At 40.9% G+C, this 18,857-nt stretch carries 16 protein-coding genes and 1 pseudogene; 14 read left to right on the top strand and 3 right to left on the bottom strand.

The genetic code is table 11. From position 1 onward, the window contains the following. Positions 1–481 precede the first annotated feature (481 nt). The 8 genes from ACFIJ8_RS05235 (at position 482) to ACFIJ8_RS05270 (ending at position 4,800) form a co-directional block, all read left to right on the top strand. Entirely contained in the window at positions 482–655 is a 174-nt protein-coding gene (locus tag ACFIJ8_RS05235; RefSeq protein ID WP_273788441.1) for a hypothetical protein, read from the top strand. Positions 656–1,411: 756 nt separating this feature from the next. Next, positions 1,412–1,630 (top strand): translation initiation factor IF-1, encoded by a 219-nt coding sequence (gene infA, locus ACFIJ8_RS05240; RefSeq protein ID WP_004857577.1) that lies wholly within the window; start codon positions 1,412–1,414, stop codon positions 1,628–1,630. Positions 1,631–1,864: 234 nt separating this feature from the next. Continuing rightward, on the top strand, positions 1,865–2,578 hold the full coding sequence (locus ACFIJ8_RS05245) for a Maf family nucleotide pyrophosphatase (RefSeq protein WP_273788442.1): 714 nt from the start codon (positions 1,865–1,867) through the stop codon (positions 2,576–2,578). 21 nt (positions 2,579–2,599) lie between these two features. After that, positions 2,600–2,884 carry a DNA gyrase inhibitor YacG gene (gene yacG / locus ACFIJ8_RS05250; RefSeq protein ID WP_375639148.1) on the top strand — a complete coding sequence of 95 codons (285 nt, stop codon included), beginning with the start codon at positions 2,600–2,602 and terminating at the stop codon, positions 2,882–2,884. A gap of 304 nt (positions 2,885–3,188) precedes the next feature. Then, entirely contained in the window at positions 3,189–3,335 is a 147-nt protein-coding gene (locus ACFIJ8_RS05255) for a hypothetical protein (protein ID WP_375639149.1), read from the top strand. After that, complete coding sequence (locus tag ACFIJ8_RS05260) at positions 3,336–3,470, top strand: hypothetical protein (RefSeq protein WP_375639150.1); 135 nt, start codon at positions 3,336–3,338, stop codon at positions 3,468–3,470. Continuing rightward, the gene (locus ACFIJ8_RS05265) at positions 3,458–3,604 is read left to right on the top strand and encodes a hypothetical protein (protein ID WP_375639151.1); all 147 of its coding nucleotides are present in this window, start codon (positions 3,458–3,460) and stop codon (positions 3,602–3,604) included. Before ACFIJ8_RS05260 ends, ACFIJ8_RS05265 begins: the two co-directional genes overlap by 13 nt. Next, positions 3,595–4,800: an MFS transporter gene (locus tag ACFIJ8_RS05270; RefSeq protein ID WP_273788473.1), complete on the top strand. Its 1,206-nt coding sequence runs from the start codon at positions 3,595–3,597 to the stop codon at positions 4,798–4,800. Before ACFIJ8_RS05265 ends, ACFIJ8_RS05270 begins: the two co-directional genes overlap by 10 nt. A gap of 468 nt (positions 4,801–5,268) precedes the next feature. Here the strand turns inward: ACFIJ8_RS05270 and ACFIJ8_RS05275 are convergent, their stop codons facing one another. Then, positions 5,269–5,640, bottom strand: coding sequence for a helix-turn-helix domain-containing protein (locus ACFIJ8_RS05275; protein WP_375628897.1), 372 nt, complete (start codon positions 5,638–5,640; stop codon positions 5,269–5,271). 883 nt (positions 5,641–6,523) lie between these two features. On the opposite strand from ACFIJ8_RS05275, the gene ACFIJ8_RS05280 reads away from it, so the two are divergent. After that, positions 6,524–6,733 carry a hypothetical protein gene (locus ACFIJ8_RS05280; protein WP_375639152.1) on the top strand — a complete coding sequence of 70 codons (210 nt, stop codon included), beginning with the start codon at positions 6,524–6,526 and terminating at the stop codon, positions 6,731–6,733. Between the two features lie 610 nt (positions 6,734–7,343). Further along, positions 7,344–9,923 carry an ATP-dependent chaperone ClpB gene (gene clpB, locus ACFIJ8_RS05285; RefSeq protein WP_375639153.1) on the top strand — a complete coding sequence of 860 codons (2,580 nt, stop codon included), beginning with the start codon at positions 7,344–7,346 and terminating at the stop codon, positions 9,921–9,923. Between the two features lie 451 nt (positions 9,924–10,374). Here the strand turns inward: clpB and ACFIJ8_RS05290 are convergent, their stop codons facing one another. Then, positions 10,375–10,746: a helix-turn-helix domain-containing protein gene (locus ACFIJ8_RS05290; RefSeq protein ID WP_375639154.1), complete on the bottom strand. Its 372-nt coding sequence runs from the start codon at positions 10,744–10,746 to the stop codon at positions 10,375–10,377. Between the two features lie 924 nt (positions 10,747–11,670). On the opposite strand from ACFIJ8_RS05290, the gene ACFIJ8_RS05295 reads away from it, so the two are divergent. The 4 genes and pseudogenes from ACFIJ8_RS05295 to ACFIJ8_RS05310 all read left to right on the top strand — a co-directional run bounded on the left by ACFIJ8_RS05295 (position 11,671) and on the right by ACFIJ8_RS05310 (position 15,657). Then, positions 11,671–11,796 (top strand): hypothetical protein, encoded by a 126-nt coding sequence (locus ACFIJ8_RS05295; RefSeq protein ID WP_273788451.1) that lies wholly within the window; start codon positions 11,671–11,673, stop codon positions 11,794–11,796. Between the two features lie 974 nt (positions 11,797–12,770). Further along, a pseudogene (locus ACFIJ8_RS05300) lies at positions 12,771–14,005 on the top strand (MFS transporter). A 162-nt stretch (positions 14,006–14,167) separates the two neighbouring features. Next, the gene (locus tag ACFIJ8_RS05305; protein ID WP_375639155.1) at positions 14,168–14,290 is read left to right on the top strand and encodes a hypothetical protein; all 123 of its coding nucleotides are present in this window, start codon (positions 14,168–14,170) and stop codon (positions 14,288–14,290) included. 971 nt (positions 14,291–15,261) lie between these two features. Beyond that, positions 15,262–15,657 carry a hypothetical protein gene (locus tag ACFIJ8_RS05310; RefSeq protein ID WP_273788475.1) on the top strand — a complete coding sequence of 132 codons (396 nt, stop codon included), beginning with the start codon at positions 15,262–15,264 and terminating at the stop codon, positions 15,655–15,657. Positions 15,658–18,147: 2,490 nt separating this feature from the next. On the opposite strand, the gene ACFIJ8_RS05315 is transcribed toward ACFIJ8_RS05310, so the two are convergent. Then, positions 18,148–18,519, bottom strand: coding sequence for a helix-turn-helix domain-containing protein (locus tag ACFIJ8_RS05315; protein ID WP_375639156.1), 372 nt, complete (start codon positions 18,517–18,519; stop codon positions 18,148–18,150). Positions 18,520–18,857 lie beyond the last annotated feature (338 nt).

Consider the following 18,857-nt stretch of genomic DNA (forward strand, 5'->3'; position numbering starts at 1 on the left):
ATCATAATTAGAAGGGGAGCTTATAGGGGTGGGGTGATATCAGGCATATCAATTTATCAAGGTGTTTTTTAGAGTGTGATGAATATTTAGGCTGGATTTCTTTATCTGGTCTGATGAAACAGTCCCGTTTGAGGGGGATCTGAAGTGCGTGGGGGTGTTGGGTAAGAAGCTGGGATGTCGAGCATTGTTTTCAGAGCAGCGCGGGGTGGTGTGGGAGTTTCATTTGGCTTCTTTCTGTAATGACGTAAAAGCGTAAAAATGTATATCTGTAAAAGTGATGCGGAGGATTTGTGCTGTGTGTATGCTTTTGGCATGGCATGGAATGTGGAGAGAAGATTGGGGTTTGGAGATGAAGAGGCGAGGGTGCGTTGATGAGAGAAAAGAGAGGGTGTGAGGGATGAAGAGTCTATGAAGGGAGGGGAAGTTTGGATGAAGAGGTGGGTGCATTGACGAGAGAGGAGAGAGGGTGTGGGGAATGAGAATGAACAGATTAGAGGGGTGTGGTGTGGATAAAAGGCGGGGGTGCGAAGGGATGCATGAAGGATGGTGTGAGGAGATAGCGCTTGGCTTATGGTACTTGATGAAGTGGTGTCATTTGAGGGGGGATCTGAAGTTTGTGGGGTGGGGATCTGAAGTGCGTGGGGGTGTTGGGTAAGAAGCTGGGATGTCGAGCATTGTTTTCAGAGCAGCACGGGGTGGGGTGGAAGTTTCATTTGGTTGCTTTCTGTAAATGTGTAAAAGCGTGAAAACAGAAATGTGCAAAAAAAAGGAAAAGGCTTTATGTCGTTAGGGGGCGTTGTGGTTAATGAGACGGAATGTATAGGGATCGTGTTTTCAAGCTGGGAGAGCAACATAAATAGAAGGAGTGGCTTAGAGGAAGTGTGTGGAGAGAGGAAAAATGGGGCAGGCTGTACGGGAAATGCATAGAGAGTGGAGAAAGGCTGTAGAGCATATCGTGGATGGATTTGTGAAGGATGTTTTTGAAAAAAGGAGGGGGCTTCTGGATGGGGAGAAGTGTTCGCATTTATCCAAATGGCGCGTGTTTAGGGTGTGGAAGGTGAGGTAAAGTTGGAGGGATGAGGATTGTTTGTAAGTCGTGGAGGATAGTCAGAGGCGTTGGGAGAACGCTTGAGGGGGAGAAATTTCAGCGTAATTTCTCGTCACTCTGAAATCAAGATCATCATAAAATTGGAGGAAATGGGTGGGTAAAATTAGTGGAGAGAAAGTTTTGAGCCTCAATATCTGTGGTGATATGTGTGGTGATGTTTTTTGAGCGCATGAGAGAGTAAACTTGAAAAACCTTTCTCTTTTTGTTGAATTTTTATTCACAAACTCAAGAAAATAGGATATGAACGCTGGAAATAACGCACAGCTTAACAAAATATGTGCACTGTAAAGGAAATGTTTGTTTATGTCAAAAGAAGAAGTTTTAGAATTTTCTGGTATCGTTACTGAACTCTTACCGAACGCAATGTTTCGTGTGAAACTGGAAAATGATCATGAAATTATTGCGCATACTGCTGGTAGAATGCGAAAAAATCGTATTCGCGTGTTGGCAGGTGATAAAATCATGGTGGAAATGACACCTTATGATTTGACAAAAGGGCGCATTACATATCGCTATAAGTAGCCTAAGGGGTGGCTTGCGCTTTTTTGTAAAAGCCATCATATTATTTCTATTATTTTTTAACAGTTTTTAAGCTTGCTTTTCATGAGTGAAAAAAGGGGAGTGTTTGAATGGCACTGAAAAACTGTAAAATCAATGCGGAAAAAGATCAAGGAGATTAATGGCGTTTAAAAAGGGGGCGCGTAAAAGGGGGTGTTTAAAAGGGGTGAGAGGGAAGTCGATTGTGAAGGGGTGGAAATGAAAAATATAAGAGAGTGGGGGAAAAAACGTTTGGCAGATGCTCTTACAGAAGGAATTCATTTGGTGCTTGCTTCCGCTTCGCCAAGACGTTTAGCGCTCTTAGCACAAATAGGGATTGATCCTCAGCAGGTTTGTGCAAGCGATATTGATGAAACGCCAAAATTAAAAGAACATCCTGCAAACCTTGCCAAACGTTTGGCAAAAGAAAAAGCCCTGAAAGCCCAAGAAATTTTGCGCTGGTACGATCAGAATGGTCAAGAAGAGTTGCAGAATGGTCAAGAAAAATTACCTCAACAGAAAATGATTATCTTGGCTGCTGATACGGTGGTGGCTGTGGGGCGCACCATTCTCCCCAAACCAGAGGGTGAAGACGAGGCTTATGAATGTTTGCGATACCTTTCTGGGCGTTCGCACAAGGTCTATGGCGCCGTTTGTGCGCTCAATGAACGTGGAAAAATAACCGTAAAATTGGTTGAAAGTCGTGTCCGTTTTAGACGCTTAACTTCTGCTATGATGAAGGCTTACCTTGCTTCTGGTGAATGGCAAGGGAAAGCTGGTGGCTACGCTATTCAGGGAAAAGCCGGCGCTTTCGTTGTCCATATGGCTGGTTCTTACTCCAATGTGGTTGGTTTACCGTTGGCTGAAACAGTCGATCTCTTGACCGCTTATCACTATCCACTTTTCACGCACTGGGCTGAAGAAGTGCATTAGAAAAACTTTAAGGCAAGATCAATGCAAGGTGAAAAGCAACAAAAAGAGAAAAGCAAAAATGAAAAAAAAGGAACAGAAGAAAAATTAATGAAGGGGCAGATGACAAAGATGCGCCAAGAAAAAAAAGAGCTAAATTTGCAAAAAGAGACTCGTCCTCCGCATCCTTGTCCGATTTGTGGTCAAATGTCACAACAAAACGCCTATCCTTTTTGTTCCACACGGTGCCGAGCCATTGATCTTAATCGTTGGCTTTCTGGCGCTTATATTTTACCGCCCCCGCCGCAGAAAAGTGATGAAGAAGAATAAAGAGTCCTCTTGAGGAGAGAATGCTCAGAGCGTTTTTTGTGTTGGAGCTGAAGGGGAGGGCGCGCGGGATGACTCGTAAATGGATTCAAGAGCTGGATTAACGGCTTGGTTATTGTCGTTGTTCGTAGAGATGCAGATTAAGTTCAATCAATGATGAAAAATTTAATACATATCTAAGACTTAGCACCAGTGGTTTTGTAATTATAAATTTCTTTGTTGCAGGAAGGTTGTTGATGCCTTTAGGGTGTGGGGGAAGAATTGATAGTCCAATCAGTATTGCTAAGGAAAAAGAGGGGCGCGTGTTTTGGTGCAAATAGATGGGGCAACAAAAATCGCTTGTTGGTGCCTTGTTGCGGGAAGGTTGTTGATGCCTTTAGGGTGTGGGGGAAGGATTGATAATTCAATCAGTATTGCTAAGGAAAAAGAGGGGCGCGTGTTTTGGTGCAAATAGATGGGGCAACAAACAATCGCTTGTTGGTGCCTTGTTGCGGGAAGGTTGTTGATGCCTTTAGAGTGTGAGGGAAGGATTGATCATCTAATTAGTATTGCTAAGGAAAAAGAGGGGCGCGTGTTTTGGTGCAAATAGATGGGGCAACAAAAATCGCTTGTTGGTGTCTTGTTGCAGGAAGGTTGTTGATGCCTTTAGGGTGTGGGGGAAGGATTGATAATCCAATCAGTATTGCTAAGGAAAAAGAGGGGTGCGTGTTTTGGTGCAAATAGATGGGGCAACAAAAAATCGCTTGTTGGTGCTTTTGCTGGGTAATGGCATGGTGTCATTTGGGGGCTGGATTGATTATATCGTGATTTTGACCGTATCTGTGTTCATCTGGAAAGCTGATCAATATGATGTCGCTTTTATTGGAGCGGCAACATTATTACCGGGTATCGTTCTGTCTAAGCTAATTGGAATGTTGGTCGGTAGCCGTTATATGATACATTGGCTGCGTGCATCGTTGCTGTTACGAGCGTTATGTACTGTCGTTTTATTGATGGCGACGAGTCTGCAAGCATTTATTATACTGGCAGTTATTCGAGCGATATTCAACAGTCTAGCTATGCCTGCAATTTCCGTTCTTAGTGCAAATTCGGTGCCTGAAAACGGGCGGACTCGTTACTATTCTGTGCTTAACATGATCAATAGCGCAGCAAAGATGATAGGACCTGCTTTGGGGAGTACGCTCTCTGCGTTTTTGTCAGATACATATACTTTATTGTTTTCTGGATTTCTGACATTGCTAGGCTTTATAGTGTTTTGTTGTATTGGTGCACAACCTGTCTCGTCGCTCATGGTAAAAACAGCAAACACCATGAAATCACAGCATAGGCTTTATGGGACAACTTGGTATGCCTATGTGGCGGTGCTGTTTGTGTATTTTGCCATGATCTTTATGGTGAATAATCAGCTGCCTGTCATCCTTAATGCGCTGAAAATGAATAAACAGGCTCTTGGGATGTTGGTATCGGCTTCGGCAATCGGTAATTTCCTCTATGGGTTTTGGAGTGTGAAACAATCAAAGCATAAACCCCTTACAGGAAAAATATCAGAGTTGTTAATGCCGGCAATGTCAACAATGATTGGTTTTCTAATGATCTCAGTGTGCTTTTTTTACTTGGATTTACTCCGTATTGAAACTTTGTTGCTCTGTTTTTTCCTTATTGGAATGGTTAGTGCCTACTTTTCCATATCTTCTAACGTTTATCTGGTAACCAATTTCAATGAACAGATTGGGTTGGCTTCTGGATGGGTGCAGTCTATACAAAATTTAGCTATGTTGGTGGCTCCCTTTGTTGGAGCGTTTGTTTTAGGTCACACTTCGGCTGGGCAGCTGTTCCTTTTTTCTGGATTGAGTGGATTATTCTGTTTATTGGCTATCAGGATATTGGTGAACCGTTCTTTGTCTATTGTTCGTTCTTAATGATTGGCTCATCAATGAAACAAATGTTTTAAATCATTTTTCTGAGATTTAGAGGGTGTGGGGATAATCCAGCATCGGGTAGCTTTTTCAACGTTATAGATTCAATTTTTGATTTTTACTTAACCGCTCATATGTTTGTTCTGTCTAGTCTTTGCCTTCTCGATATTGTTCCACCGTCTCGTAAATGCAATTGGGGGCATGGTTTTGAGCAACAATGTCATTTTTGTTTGACTCTGCTTTGCCACGAATAGTCAAACTTTAAACTCCAGCCGCTGATCCTCAATCAGCTTGACTTAAAGCGATAACAGAAACAGAAAACGAGCTATAGCGTGAATTATCCTAGTGAATTATCCTATATGCCGTAAAACAATCACTCTTTGAGGGGTGTGGTGTACTGAGCTGAATTTTACTTAAGGATGTTTTATTGTTTGATATATTAGCGAATAACGTTGATCGTTGCGCTTTTGCTTAATCAGAAATCAGCCACAATATTGCTTTTTGTTTTTTTGGCTGGAGCTCTCTAAAGTTTTTTAAAAGTGCGTGTTCTTTTTCGCTATAGGTGCATTGATCGAGGTGTAAGAGAGTTTCTTTTGTAGGAATATCTTCTTTTGTGGCAAGGTCTGCATAAAAAAAGTTCACGGGAACTTCTAGTTTTTGGGCGATTTCGAGTAAACACCCTACGCTTACACGATTTAAGCCTTTTTCGTATTTTTGGATTTGTTGAAAACTGACACCTAAATGGCTTCCTAATGCTTTTTGGGAAAGTCCTATTGAAATGCGTCTGTGACGGATTCTTTTGCCTATCAAAATGTCGATAAAATGTGGATTTTTAGTTGGCACTTCAAGCCCCCCTCCGGTTGCGAGCGCCCTCGCATTGGTATTCCGGGAGTCTGAAAGTACTGAGCTCTAGTCAGCTTTTTGCTTTTAGTGCTTAAAGCACCTGGACATAGCAAAATCTCCCGGAATCCCGGGACACCCACAAGAGTGGGTTCATTTTTACGCTAGAGCTTAGGGCTTTCAGTTCCCTCTTGATCGCTGCGTAGACGACCAAAATTACACTTTAAGTGATAAAGTAATTTCAGAAAATTGGCAAGAAAAATCAAAATAATCTCAAAGACTATAAGATTGGGTACTTTTTAAAAAAGTGTGAAATATGGATTATAAATCGCGTTTTTGCTTAATCAGAAATGTCGATAAAATGTGGATTTTTGATTTGCACTTCAAGCCCCCCTCCGGTTGCGAGCGCCCTCGCATTGGTATTCCGGGAGGTTGAAAATACTGAACCTAAATCAGCTTTTTGCTTTTAGTGTTGAGAACACTTGGACATAGCAAAAATTCCCGGAAACTCAAGATATCCGCAAAGTGGGTTCGTTTTTACGCTAGAGCTTAGGGCTCGTCTTCCCTCTTGATCGTTGCGTAGACGACTAAAACACTTTTAAATTTGTAAAGTAATTTCAGTATATTGGCAAGAAAAATCAAAAATATTTTTTATTCTGTTATGCCATAAAACATCGCTCTTTTAGGGGGGAAGAGCTAGAATATTCATGATAGGGCTTGATTTGTTGAGTCTGAGGAAGTGCTGTCGTTTGAGGAGGGGTGTCTGAAGACTGTAAGGGGTACTAGGCAAAAAGCTTTGTTCGTTTACAGACCAGTGTTTATAGAGCAGCGTGGGGTGGTGAACCTTTCCTTTAGCTTTGTTCTGTGAATGTGTAAAAGCGTAAAAATGTATATCCGTAAAAGTGAAGCGGAGGATTTGTGGATTTATGCATTGTGCGTGTTTTGGGGTCGCGTTGAGCTTTTGTTTGGCGTGGAATGTGGTGAGATAAATGGGGGGGGAGGCATTTGTGAATGGAGGGGGAAGTTGGGAGGAAGAGGGGTGTTAAGCGCGTTGACTGGAGAAGAGTGTGTGGGGAATATTTTAGGCTGGACTTAACTGCCTTGTCTGATGAAGTGCGTCTTTTGGGGGGTGGTGATAATTATATGAAGTGATCAGTAGTCCTTCCCTAGATAAGAAGCTGGATTGTTTATAGAGCAGCGTGGGGTGGTGAACCTTTCCTTTAGCTTTGTTCTGTGAATGTGTAAAAGCGTAAAAATGTGAATCTGTAAAAGTGAAGTGGAGAATTTGTGGATTTATATATTGTGCGTGTTTTTGGTCACGTTGGGCTTTTGTTTGGCGTGGAATGTGGTCAGAGAACTGGGGGGAGGCATTTGTGAATGGAGGGGGAAGTTGAGAGGAAGAGGGGTGTTAAGTTGTGAAGTGTGTGATGGTGAGGCTTTGCTGGTGAGGCTTTGCTGGTGAGGGTTGTGCTGGTGGAGGGTATAGGGGAGTTGCAGTTTTTATTTAAATAATGACAGTGCACCTTTCTCTCCCTCTTGCTATAGGGCTTGTGAGGACCCATATTCTTTTTAGCACTACGGTTCTTCTTCATGCGGCATCATTTGCGGTGTTTTGTGGGGATTAGTCGATCCTTTGAAGATGTCTCTTTTGTGGAATGTTGGGGGAGTTTAAAGTGCGGCGGTGGCTTGAGATTTAAGGAAAAAAAATGAACTTGGAAAAATATAGCGAACGGTTGCAAGGTTTTTTACAATCAGCACAAAATAGTGCCCTCTCTTCTGATCATCAGCAATTTATGCCGGAGCATCTGTTGAAAGTGCTGTTAGATGATTCTCAAGGGTTGGCGGCATCACTGATCCAAAAAGCGGGTGGTGATCTTACTCTTATTCGAAAGGCGCTTAACGAAGCACTTGATGCTTTGCCAAAAGTGCAAGGGGGGAATGGACAGCTCTATTTGTCTCAGCCGTTGGCAAAAGTCTTTAATATGGCTGAAGATCTGGCGAAAAAAGCTGGTGATCAATTTGTGACTGTGGAGCGTGTGTTGCAAGCATTGATCATGGAAAAGACCGCAAAAACCACTGATGTTCTCACAAGTGGAGGGTTGACAGCGCAAGCGCTTAATCAGGCTATTAATGATTTGCGAAAGGGAAAAACAGCAACAAGCTCCCATGCCGAAAGCCAATATGATGCTCTGCAAAAATATGCTCGTGATTTGACAAAAGATGCTCGCGAAGGAAAACTTGATCCTGTTATTGGGCGGGAAGAGGAAATCCGCCGCACTATTCAGGTGCTTTCACGGCGGACGAAAAATAATCCTGTGTTGATTGGGGAGCCTGGGGTGGGGAAAACAGCTATTGTGGAAGGGTTGGCATTGCGCATTGTTAATGGCGATGTGCCTGAAACTTTGCGTGATAAACAGCTTTATGCGCTCGATATGGGAGCACTTATCGCTGGTGCAAAGTATCGTGGGGAATTCGAAGAGCGCCTCAAAGCGGTGCTGGCAGAGGTGCAAGCTGAAAATGGTCAGATCATTTTGTTTATCGATGAATTGCATAATCTCGTGGGGGCAGGAAAATCCGATGGGCCTATGGATGCTTCCAACTTGTTAAAACCTGCTCTCGCACGCGGAGAACTCCACTGTGTGGGGGCTACGACTTTGGATGAATATCGAAAATATGTCGAAAAAGATGCTGCTCTTGCACGCCGCTTTCAGCCTGTCTTTGTGCCTGAACCTTCTTTAGAGGATACTATCTCTATTTTGCGCGGTCTTAAAGAAAAATATGAACAACATCACAAAGTGCGCTTGGCAGATAGTGCACTGATCGCGGCGGCGCGGTTGTCTAACCGCTATATTACGGATCGTTTTTTGCCTGATAAAGCTATTGATCTTATCGATGAAGCGGCGGCACGGTTGCGGATGCAGGTCGATTCAAAGCCGGAAGAACTTGATGCACTTGATCGGCGTATTTTACAATTGAAGATTGAACGTGAAGCTTTGAAAACTGACGTGGAGCCAACAGCAAAAGAACGTTTGCAAAGCGTGCAGGAAGAACTGAAAACATTGGAACAACAGTCCGCTGAGATGACAACGGCTTGGCAGGCTGAGAAACAAAAATTAGGGCATGCTGCTGATTTGAAAAAACAACTCGAAGAAGCCCGTAATGCTTTGGCTATTGCACAGCGTGATGGACAATTCCAAAAAGCTGGAGAACTCGCTTATAGCGTTATCCCTGAACTCGAAAAACAATTGAGCATCGCTGAAAATGATGACCAACAAAATCATCTCGTTGAAGAAACGGTCACTGCTGAACATGTGGCACGGATTGTTTCACGCTGGACCGGTATTCCTGTTGATCGAATGCTGGAGGCAGAACGGGAGGCGCTGTTGCGGATGGAAGATGAAATTAGCAAACGTGTGATTGGTCAAGGCGAAGCTGTTCAAGCTGTTTCTCGCGCTGTACGCCGTGCGCGCGCAGGGTTGCAAGATCCCAATCGCCCGCTTGGCTCTTTCATGTTTTTGGGTCCTACTGGTGTGGGAAAAACCGAATTAACCAAAGCTCTTGCTGCTTTTCTTTTCCAAGACTCTAATGCCATGTTGCGCATCGATATGTCTGAATATATGGAAAAACATGCTGGGGCGCGGCTTATTGGGGCGCCGCCTGGATATGTTGGATATGAAGAGGGAGGCGTGCTGACCGAAGCCGTACGAAGAAGACCTTATCAGGTCATTCTGTTCGACGAAATTGAAAAAGCACATCCTGATATTTTTAATCTCTTGTTGCAAGTGCTCGATGAGGGACGTTTGACCGATAGTCAAGGACGTACCGTTGATTTTCGTAATACCTTGCTGATTATGACTTCTAATCTTGGCGCTGAATTTTTAACCGCTTTGCCTGAAGGACAAACAACCGATCAGGCAAAAAATGATGTCATGAATGTCGTCAAAGCGGCTTTTCGCCCTGAATTTTTAAACCGTATTGATGAGATTATTCTCTTTCAGAGATTGCAACGCCACGATATGGAAGCGATCGTCGATATTCAGATAGAACATTTGCAAAATTTGCTCAATGAACGCAAAATAACTTTGCAAATCGAGCCAGAGGTGAGGAAATTTCTTGCCGATAAAGGCTATGATCCCCTCTATGGTGCACGTCCGCTTAAACGGATTATCCAAAAAGAAATTCAAGACCCACTGGCAGAAAACATCTTATTTGGAAAAATTCACGATGAATCAACGGTGAAAATTACAAAACAAGGTGATCGGTTGGAATTTTTGCCTGAAGATTAAGTTTGGAGAAATTCACGCTATAAAGGGCGGTGATAATCCTATTATGCGATAACACCGCTCTTTGAGGCATGCTGATTTAGAAAAATTCACGATGAGACAGCGGGTGTTTTATTGCAAAGCAAAGGGAGTGGTCGGTGTTTTTGCATGTTAAATGAGTGTTCTCGAATATCGTAGGGTTCTTTTACTTCTGGTTGTCGTGAAAACTATTTTCTTGCAATGTTATGAGTGAAGTCACAAGCGGGATTGCTTTATGCGTAAAAGCGTTAAAGAGAAATGCCGTTTATTTGCCGTAAAACATTGCTCTTTGAGGGGGCGTGGTGTGCTAGAATATTTGAGGGCAGGGCTTGAGTTATTGAGCCTGATGAAGTGCTGTTGTTTGAGGGGAAGCTGGTTTGAATTTGACTTAAGGGGGGGGATATGAATGGAATAACGTTGATCGTTGCGCTGTTGCTTAATCAGAAATTAGCCACAAGATTGCTTTTTGTTTTTTCGCTTTGAGCTCTCTAAAGTTTTTTAAAAGTGCCTGTTCTTTTTCGCTATAGGTTTCTTGATCGTGGTGTAAGAGAGTGTCTTTTGTTGAGATATCTTCTTTTGTGGCAAGGTCTGCATAAAAGAAGTTTACAGGGACATCTAGTTTTTGGGCGATTTCGAGCAAACATTTTGCGCTTACACGATTGAAGCCTTTTTCATATTTTTGGATTTGTTGGAAACTGACACCTAAATGGCTTCCTAATTCTTTTTGGGAAAGCCCTATTGCAATGCGTCTGTGACGGATTCTTTTGCCTATTAAAATGTCGATAAAATGTGGATTTTTAGTTGGCACTTCAAGCCCCCCTCCGGTTGCGAGCGCCCTCGCATTGGTATTCCGGGAGCCTGAAAGCACTGACCTCGAATCAGCATTTTGCTTTTAGTGCTGAGAAGCACCTGGACATAGCAAAATCTCCCGGAATCCCGGGACACCCACAAAAGTGGGTTCATTCTTATGTATCGAGGTTTCGGGCTTTCAGTTCCCTATTGATCGTCGCGTATACGACCAAACTCACCCTTTAAGTAATAAAGTAGTTTCAGAAAATTGGCAAGAAAAATCAAAATAATTTCAAAGACTATAAGATTGGGTACTTTTTAAAAAAGTGCGAAATATGGATTATAAATCGCGTTTTTTGCTTAATCAGAAATGTCGATAAAATGTGGATTTTTGATTTGCACTTCAAGCCCCCCGCTGGGGGAGAGCCGCCCTCGTATTGGTATTCCGGGAGTTAAAGGTACTGAATCCGAGTCAGCTTTTTGCTTTTAGTGCTGAGAAGCACCTGGACATAGCAAAATCTCCCGGAATTTGAAGATATCCGTAAAGCGGGTTCGTTTTTACGCTAGAGCTTAGGGCTCGTCTTCCCTATTGATCGTTGCGTAGACGACCAAAGCACTTTTAAATTTGTAAAGTAATTTCAGTATATTGGCAAGAAAAATGAAAACATTTTCTATTCTATTACGCCGTAAAACACTGCTCTTTGAGGGGGAGTGAAGAGCTGGAATATTCAAGGATAGGGCTTGATTTGTTGAGCTTGATGAAGTGCTGTCATTTGAGGAGGATAGTCTGAAGACTGTAAGGGGTACTAGGCAAAAAGCTGGATTGTTTACAGACTATTGTTTACAGAGCAGTGCGGTGTGGGGTGGAAATTTTATTTGGCTGCATTCTGTAAAGATGTAAAAGCGTAAAAATGTGAATCCGTAAAAGTGAAGTGGGGGATTTGTGGATTTATATATTGTGCGTGTTTTTGGTCACGTTGGGTTTTTGTCTGGCGTGGAATGTGGTGAGATAAATGGGGGAAGAGTTTTCTTGAATGGAGGAGGAAGCTGGAGGGAAGAGGGGTGTTAAGTTGTTAAGTGTATAATGGGAGAAAAAAGGGGGAATGGAGGATGAAGAGAGTGCGCATGGATAGGAGGAGAGTGTGGATAAGAGGTGGTGGTGCGAAGGGATGAAGGCTGGCGAGGAGAGTGGGCTTGATTTATTGAGCCTGATGAGGTGCTGTCATTTGAGGAGGATAGTCTGAAGACTGTAAGGCTACTAGGCAAAAAGCTGGATTGTTTACAGACTATTGTTTACAGAGCGGTGCGGTGTGGGGTGGAAATTTTATTTGGCTGCATTCTGTAAAGATGTAAAAGCGTAAAAATGTGTCTGTGAGAAAGGAGTGGAGAGGGGGTGTTGGTGCGTGTTTTTGGTCATGTTGGGTTTTTGTCTGGCGTGGAATGTGGTGAGATAAATGGGGGAAGTGTTTTCATAAATGGAGGGGGAAGCTGGAGGGAAGAGGGGTGTTAAGTTGTTAAGTGTATAATGGGGGAAAAAAGGGGGAAATGGAGGATGAAGAGAGTGCGCATGGATAGGTTAGGAGAGTGTGGATAAGAGGTGGTGGTGTGAAGGGATGAAGGATGGCGAGGAGAGTGGGCTTGATTTATTGAGCCTGATGAAGTGTTGTCATTTGAGGGGCGGTTGGGTGTAAGCTTTGTTCTGTGGGGAAAGCTGCTTTTTGAAGTGGGGTTGTAGACCAGTGCTGGTTGGGAATTTTCATTCTTTGAGACGTGGGCTGGAAGTCAATATAATAATATAGCAGATTTTGATCTCATAATTTTTACATTCTTTCTTTTTTTTTAAAGCAAATAAGAAAGAAAAATTAATATATTACTTGATATTAGTCTAAATGCTTATATCAAGAGGAGTATTTCTTTAAAAATTTTCACTTAACTTATTAAGCGATTTGTTAGAGTAAACAACTCTTTTGAAGTTCATATCACCAATTGTATTGAAGGGAATGCAACTTTAACTGTAGAAAAGTTTAATATCGGATGGTTGATATGAATTTATTTTTAAAAAAGAGTCCTTTAGCTCTTTTTTCCTCTCTCTTTATTTCTAAAGTTGGTGATTATGCTTATGAAGTTGTTTTTATTTTACTTGTCTTAGAATTAACAGATAACATCTTTTTTACAGGTCTTGTGTATTTTTTTCGATTTATCCCTTTTCTCTTTTTTGGTCCTATAGGAGGTTGGTTAGCTGATAATTTTTCTTTGAAGAAAAATATGATCTTAAGTGAATTTGTTAGATTATTAGCCTCATTATTCGTTTTTATAACCACTATAACAGGGACTGCACATATTATTGTTCTTATTTTCGCAGCAATATGTACAACGATAGGAAGAAGTATTTTCCAACCAAGTTTTCAAGCTGCTATTCCCAGAATGTTCTCAGTAAAGGATCTGACAAAGGCCAATAGCATTGCACAAATTATAGAGGAAACTGCATCCGTCATGGGTCCTTTAGTTTGTTCCCTACTGCTTTTTTTAGCAAATAAATCGGCAGTACTCATTTTTGATTTTTTTACCTATTTTATATCTATATAGTGTTATTTAATCTCATGAATTTAAATTCAAGCGAGAATAAATCATTCAATTTTATAAAAATTTATCGAGAAACAGCTTCCTATCTTAAATATATTTCTAAAGAAAATAATAATTTATTTATTACGCTTGTTGGCTCGTCGTTTGCTATTCTCTTTACTGGTGCAATTTTAAGATTTTTAATTCCAGCTTTTGTCCTCTCTATAGGGGGAGAGGAAAGCCTTGTGAGTTATATTTTTTCTCTCATGGCTGTTGGAACTATTGTTGGTGGTTTGTTATATAGTAAAATTATATTCAAGATTACATCGTTGAAGCTCATGGTATTTTGGCTTCTTTATGGGGTTATTCTGTTTGTTATGCCCTTAGCAGCAGGACTTTATTTAAAACTCCTTCTCGTGTTAGCATTTGTTCTAGGATTTATTGGTGCACTTGTGGATATTAGTTTAGTCTCAGCTATTCAATTATATTCTCGTCGTGAAGATTTTGGTATGAGTTTTGGAACTTTTTCAACTTTAGCGAACTCTGCGGAAGCAGTGTCTGGCTTTATTGCTGGACTTTTTGCACTCTTGGGATTGTTAAGCTCCTTTTTAGCTATGTCTGCATTAATTATTTCCACGGGAATGATTGGCATTTTAAAAATTAAGAAAAATAAAGATACAACATCTCTTAATACGACAGTAGATGACGACCATTGATATATTTAATATCTCTATGCCGTTTCTTTTTTCTAAGACGGTTCGTTAATTATCCTGTTGTAATGTAAAAACATCGCTCTTTGAGGGGGAGTGAAGAGCTAGAATATTTGAGGGCAGGGCTTGATTTGTTGAGCCTGATGAAGTCCTGTCGTTTGAGGAGGGGTGTCTGAAGACTGTGGGGAGCGGATTGGCTGGGCAAAAAGCTTTGTTCGTTTACAGACCAGTGTGTATAGAGCAGCGTGGGGTGGTGAGCCTTTCCTTTGGCTTTGTTTTGTAATGACGTAACAGCGTAAAAATGTGAATCCGTAAAAGTGAAGCGAAGGATTTGTGGATTTATATATTGTGCGTGTTTTTGGTCACTTTGGGCTTTTTGGGGCGTGGAATGGGGTGCGAGGATTGGGGGAAGAGTTTTCGTGAATGGAGGGGGAAGCTGGAGGGAAGAGGGGTGTTAAGTTGTTAAGTGTATAATGGGGGAAAAAAGGGGGAATAGAAGATGAAGAGAGTGCGCATGGATAGGTTAGGAGGGTGTGGATAAGAGGTGGTGGTGCGAAGGGATGAAGGATGATGTGTGAGGGGTAGATATCCCCCTTGGGATGGAGAAAAAATGAAAAGGGGTGGGGATAAGCTTGCCAGTGGAATTTAAGTTGTGAAGTGTTTTGTTTTTATCAAATTGTCGCGTGGGATTTGGGAAATTTCATTCGTTGTTTTAGGGTAGAGCTTCACAATTGTTTCAAAAAACACATAAAATAGCTAATGATGAGCGTAAATGAAAAACCAAAAGAAACAATATCGGTACAAATTGGTAGATAGTGGGGAAGTCGGGATCTAAATGGCTCGTAAAAGCCTAAGTATTCAAACAATAATTACTCTTCGATCACGTGATAATTTCAATGTTATGGGGATAAAAAATATCATTTTTATTGCTTGGAAAGTCATCCAATGTCTGTACTTCTTTAATGATAAATCTGTCTTAAATAATATGTAATACAGAAAATCATGAAAATAAGTATAAATATATTATATGTATAATACATTCTTTGCATATGTTTTGTGTACTTTTAATATATATTTTTTATGTTAAGCGTAAGCTTTGAGTACTATGAGAGATGATGGTCGTTTTTTTAACAAGTGAGAAAGTGATTAACTAACGCTTGATTGTAAAGAAATATGTTGTTAAGGCTATTCTTAGAAAGGATGCTCTTATTTCTGATGTAGGGGCTTCTCAAAAAGGAATACAATTTATAGGGGGACTCTCGATGTCAAAATATTTATTTCCGTTGCCTCTTGTCTTGGTGGCTGGTTGTGCATCTATGGGTAATTATTCATCAAGTTATGTCAGTCCAAATATTACGAAAGATGATGTAAAATTAATTGCTAACGATTTTGTTCGTAATCTTAAAAAACCTTTACCGCCCGCTACAACAACACTTATTGTGAAAAAAAATAAAACAGAAGACAACTTTACTCCTGTATTTATTGATCTCTTGCGACGGAATGGATATAACGTGATCTATACAGATCAACCAAACAAACAGCAAAATGGTGTAATCTTGACTTATAAAATAACGCCAATAAATACAGGTATCCTGTCTATGGTTTCTTATGATGAGGTTGGAGTAACGCGTTATTATTTCCGTACTTATAATAGATGAAGCCCCTTTGCCGGTTTGTCTCAAAGAAGTAGATAATGAAGAAATGTGTTTCAGGGGAAATTTTGGGATTGAATTAATCAATAAAAATTTACAGATGTGAAAATTATATATTCAGCTGACAATTACCAGTCGTCTCGTTTACAATTTCAGTATTGTAATGAAAAGAGATATCGTTTTATCTGTTCGCAATTCTTCATGTTCTGTCTCAGTTATATAGCGCTTTTATCGTTTCTGTCTTATAGAAAATTACTTTCTGTTCTACGGCTCTATACGCCAATTTAATAGTCAGATCTAAACAATCAAATTCATATGAACTCTTTACGGAAATCTGTTGTTTGAGATTGTTGAAAGGTGTTTTGTTTTTATCAAATTGTCGCGTGGTGGTTTGGGAGTTTCGTTTGGCTGCGTTCTGTAAAGATGTAAAAGCGTAAAAATGTGAATCTGTAAAAGTGAAGCGGAGGACTTATGGATTTATGTATTGTGCGTGTTTTTTGTCATGGTATAATGATAAATCCATTGAGCACACCTATCTTTACGCTTATGAAGAAGCAAGCCGGTATCATCGTTATATTTGCTAGCTCGTGGGTGTTGGCTACAGCACTTAGCACTTGAGACGGTTCATAAGAGCTATTTTTATTCCTTTCTTAATCGTTTTTTTATCCACACGGGGCTCTTGTGAATGGAGCGGAGAAAGCTGGGATGAAGAGGGGTGTTAAGCGTGTTGACTGGAGAAGAGCTTGTGGGAAATATTTTAGGGCAGGGCTTATTTGTCTTGTCTGATGAAATAGCCTTCTTTGAGGTGTGGGATAGCCATATGAAATAATCAGCAGGGGAATCTGATAGACGAGAAATCAGATTGTTTCAGACCCGTGTTTACAGAGCGGTGCGGAGTGGTGGTTTGGGAGTTTCATTTGGCTTCGTTCTGTAAAGATGTAAAAGCGTAAAAATGTGAATCCGTAAAAGTGAAGCGAAGGATTTGTGCTTTGTGTACGCTTTTATCATGGCATGGAATGTGGTGCGAGGATTGGGGGAAGTGTTTTCGTGAATGGAGTGGGAAAGGCTGGGATGAAGAGGGGTGTTAAGCGTGTTGACTGGAGAAGAACTTGTGGGAAATATTTTAGGGCAGGGCTTATTTGTCTTGTCTGATGAAATAGCCTTCTTTGAGGTGTGGGATAGCCATATGAAATAATCAGCAGGGGAATCTGATAGACGAGAAATCAGATTGTTTCAGACCCGTGTTTACAGAGCGGTGCGGCGTGGTGGTTTGGGAGTTTCATTTGGCTGCGTTCTGTAAAGATGTAAAAGCGTAAAAATGTGAATCTGTAAAAGTGATGCGGAGGATTTGTGGATTTATATATTGTGCGTGTTTTTTGTCATGGTATAATGATAAATCCATTGAGCACTCCTATCTTTACGCTTGTGAAGAAGCAAGCCGGTATCATCATTATATTTGCTAGCTCGTGGGTGTTGGCTACAGCCCTTGGCACTTGAGATGGTTCATAAGAGCTATTTTTATTCCTTTCTTAATCGTTTTTTTATCCACACGGGCTCTCCTCTCTTTTGACGTGCAAGCGAATGATTTTGATTGATTCAACATGGGAGAGATTTGAAATGAGAGAATCTTACGATGTTTGGAATTCTCAATCAATATCAATGATGCTAAATTATCCTTATAAATCAATATATTGTTATGGTATGGAGTGGTGAGAAGGAGGGGTTGAGGCGAAGAGTTATGCAAACTGGAGGGGAAATGAAGAGTGCTGTTCGTGCGTTGGTTGGAGAGGAGAGTTTGGGAATAGCTGTGAACAGATTGAAAGGGGGATGTGTAAAGAGGGGATGTGTAAAGAGATGTGAAGAGAGAAAAATCGTGGTTGGCTTTTATATTCTATGCGGAATTTAACAATTATATTTGCGTCTATATTTGTATGGGGGATATCCGTGAAATGGGTGTGAGAAGCATTGAGAGATGTTTTTTTAATAAGTGGGTGAATGAGAAATACAATGGTAATCTTATTTAGAGGGGTAATCCTATTTAGAGGGGAAATCCTATTTAGAGGGGAAATCCTATTTAGAGGGGAAATCCTATTTTAGCTCTTGTTGTTTTGGACATTGTGTTTTTTATGAGAGGCGTTTTTCTGAAACGGCGTTTTGCAAGAGAGGTGTTTTGAGGGATGTGGCTCCCTTAAAGAAAAACACAAAAATATAAAAAGAAAAATATAAAAACTTGACAAGGTAAATGTAAAAAGGTATCATAATGATACAATCGGAATTGTGCGTTTAAATCAGAAGAGATCTCTTGATAAGATTCTGTGAGAGGGGTGGGGATGTTTTTCCAAGGTTTTGGTGTTTGTTATCCTATTTTGAAGTTTGTTATCCTATGATGTTGTAAACCGGTGCCGTAAACCGTTTTTTGAGATGTGGTGGTATCAGGCGGGCAAGGCTTTAGGCAGAGGGGATATTGGTGAGGGATGTCGGTAGGTGCGCTTTTGTCTAATCAGAAATCAACCACAAAACTGCTTTTTGTTTTTTCGGCTGGAGTTCTCTAAAGTTTTTTAAAAGTGCGTGTTCTTTTTCGCTATAGGTGTATTGATCACGCTGTAGGAGAGTTTCTTTTGTGGGAATATCTTCTTCTGCAAAAATATCAGTATAAAAAAAGGTAATAGGAACTGCTAGTTTTTTAGCAATTTCGAGCAAACACCCTGCGCTTACACGATTGGAGCCTTTTTCGTATTTCTGGATTTGTTGGAAACTGACACCTAAATGGCTTCCTAATTCCTTTTGAGAAAGCCCCATTGAAATGCGTCTGTGACGGATTTTTTTACCTATTGAAATGTCGTTGAAATGTGAATTCTTAATTTGCACTTCAAGCTCCCCTCCGGTTGCGAGCGCCCTCGCATTGGTATTCCGGGAGTAGTAAAGTACTGAGCTCTAGTCAGCATTTTTGCTTTTAGTGCTTATCACACCTGGACATAGCAAAAACTCCCGGAATCCCGGGACACCCACAAAGTGGGTTCATTCTTACGCTAGAGCTTAGGGCTTTACTATCCCTTATTGATCGCTGCGTAGACGACCAAAATATCCTTTGAGTGATAAAGTAATTTCAAGGGATTGGCAAGAAAAATCAAAATAATTTCAAAGACTATAAGATTGGGTACTTTTTAAAAAAGTGCGAAATCTGGATTTTTAGTTTGCACTTCAAG

The sequence above is a fragment of the Bartonella sp. MF74HXZ genome, assembly GCF_042194445.1.
In the GTDB taxonomy this organism is placed as follows: Bacteria; Pseudomonadota; Alphaproteobacteria; order Rhizobiales; family Rhizobiaceae; genus Bartonella; species Bartonella grahamii.

What these genes read in the sequence shown, in the direction of transcription:
- ACFIJ8_RS05310 (WP_273788475.1), top strand. Translation starts at nt 15,262, where the DNA reads ATGTCAAAATATTTATTTCCGTTGCCTCTTGTCTTGGTGGCTGGTTGT.
- ACFIJ8_RS05245 (WP_273788442.1), top strand. Translation starts at nt 1,865, where the DNA reads ATGAAAAATATAAGAGAGTGGGGGAAAAAACGTTTGGCAGATGCTCTT.
- ACFIJ8_RS05235 (WP_273788441.1), top strand. Translation starts at nt 482, where the DNA reads ATGAACAGATTAGAGGGGTGTGGTGTGGATAAAAGGCGGGGGTGCGAA.
- yacG (WP_375639148.1), top strand. Translation starts at nt 2,600, where the DNA reads ATGCAAGGTGAAAAGCAACAAAAAGAGAAAAGCAAAAATGAAAAAAAA.
- ACFIJ8_RS05260 (WP_375639150.1), top strand. Translation starts at nt 3,336, where the DNA reads ATGGGGCAACAAACAATCGCTTGTTGGTGCCTTGTTGCGGGAAGGTTG.
- clpB (WP_375639153.1), top strand. Translation starts at nt 7,344, where the DNA reads ATGAACTTGGAAAAATATAGCGAACGGTTGCAAGGTTTTTTACAATCA.
- infA (WP_004857577.1), top strand. Translation starts at nt 1,412, where the DNA reads ATGTCAAAAGAAGAAGTTTTAGAATTTTCTGGTATCGTTACTGAACTC.
- ACFIJ8_RS05280 (WP_375639152.1), top strand. Translation starts at nt 6,524, where the DNA reads ATGTATATCCGTAAAAGTGAAGCGGAGGATTTGTGGATTTATGCATTG.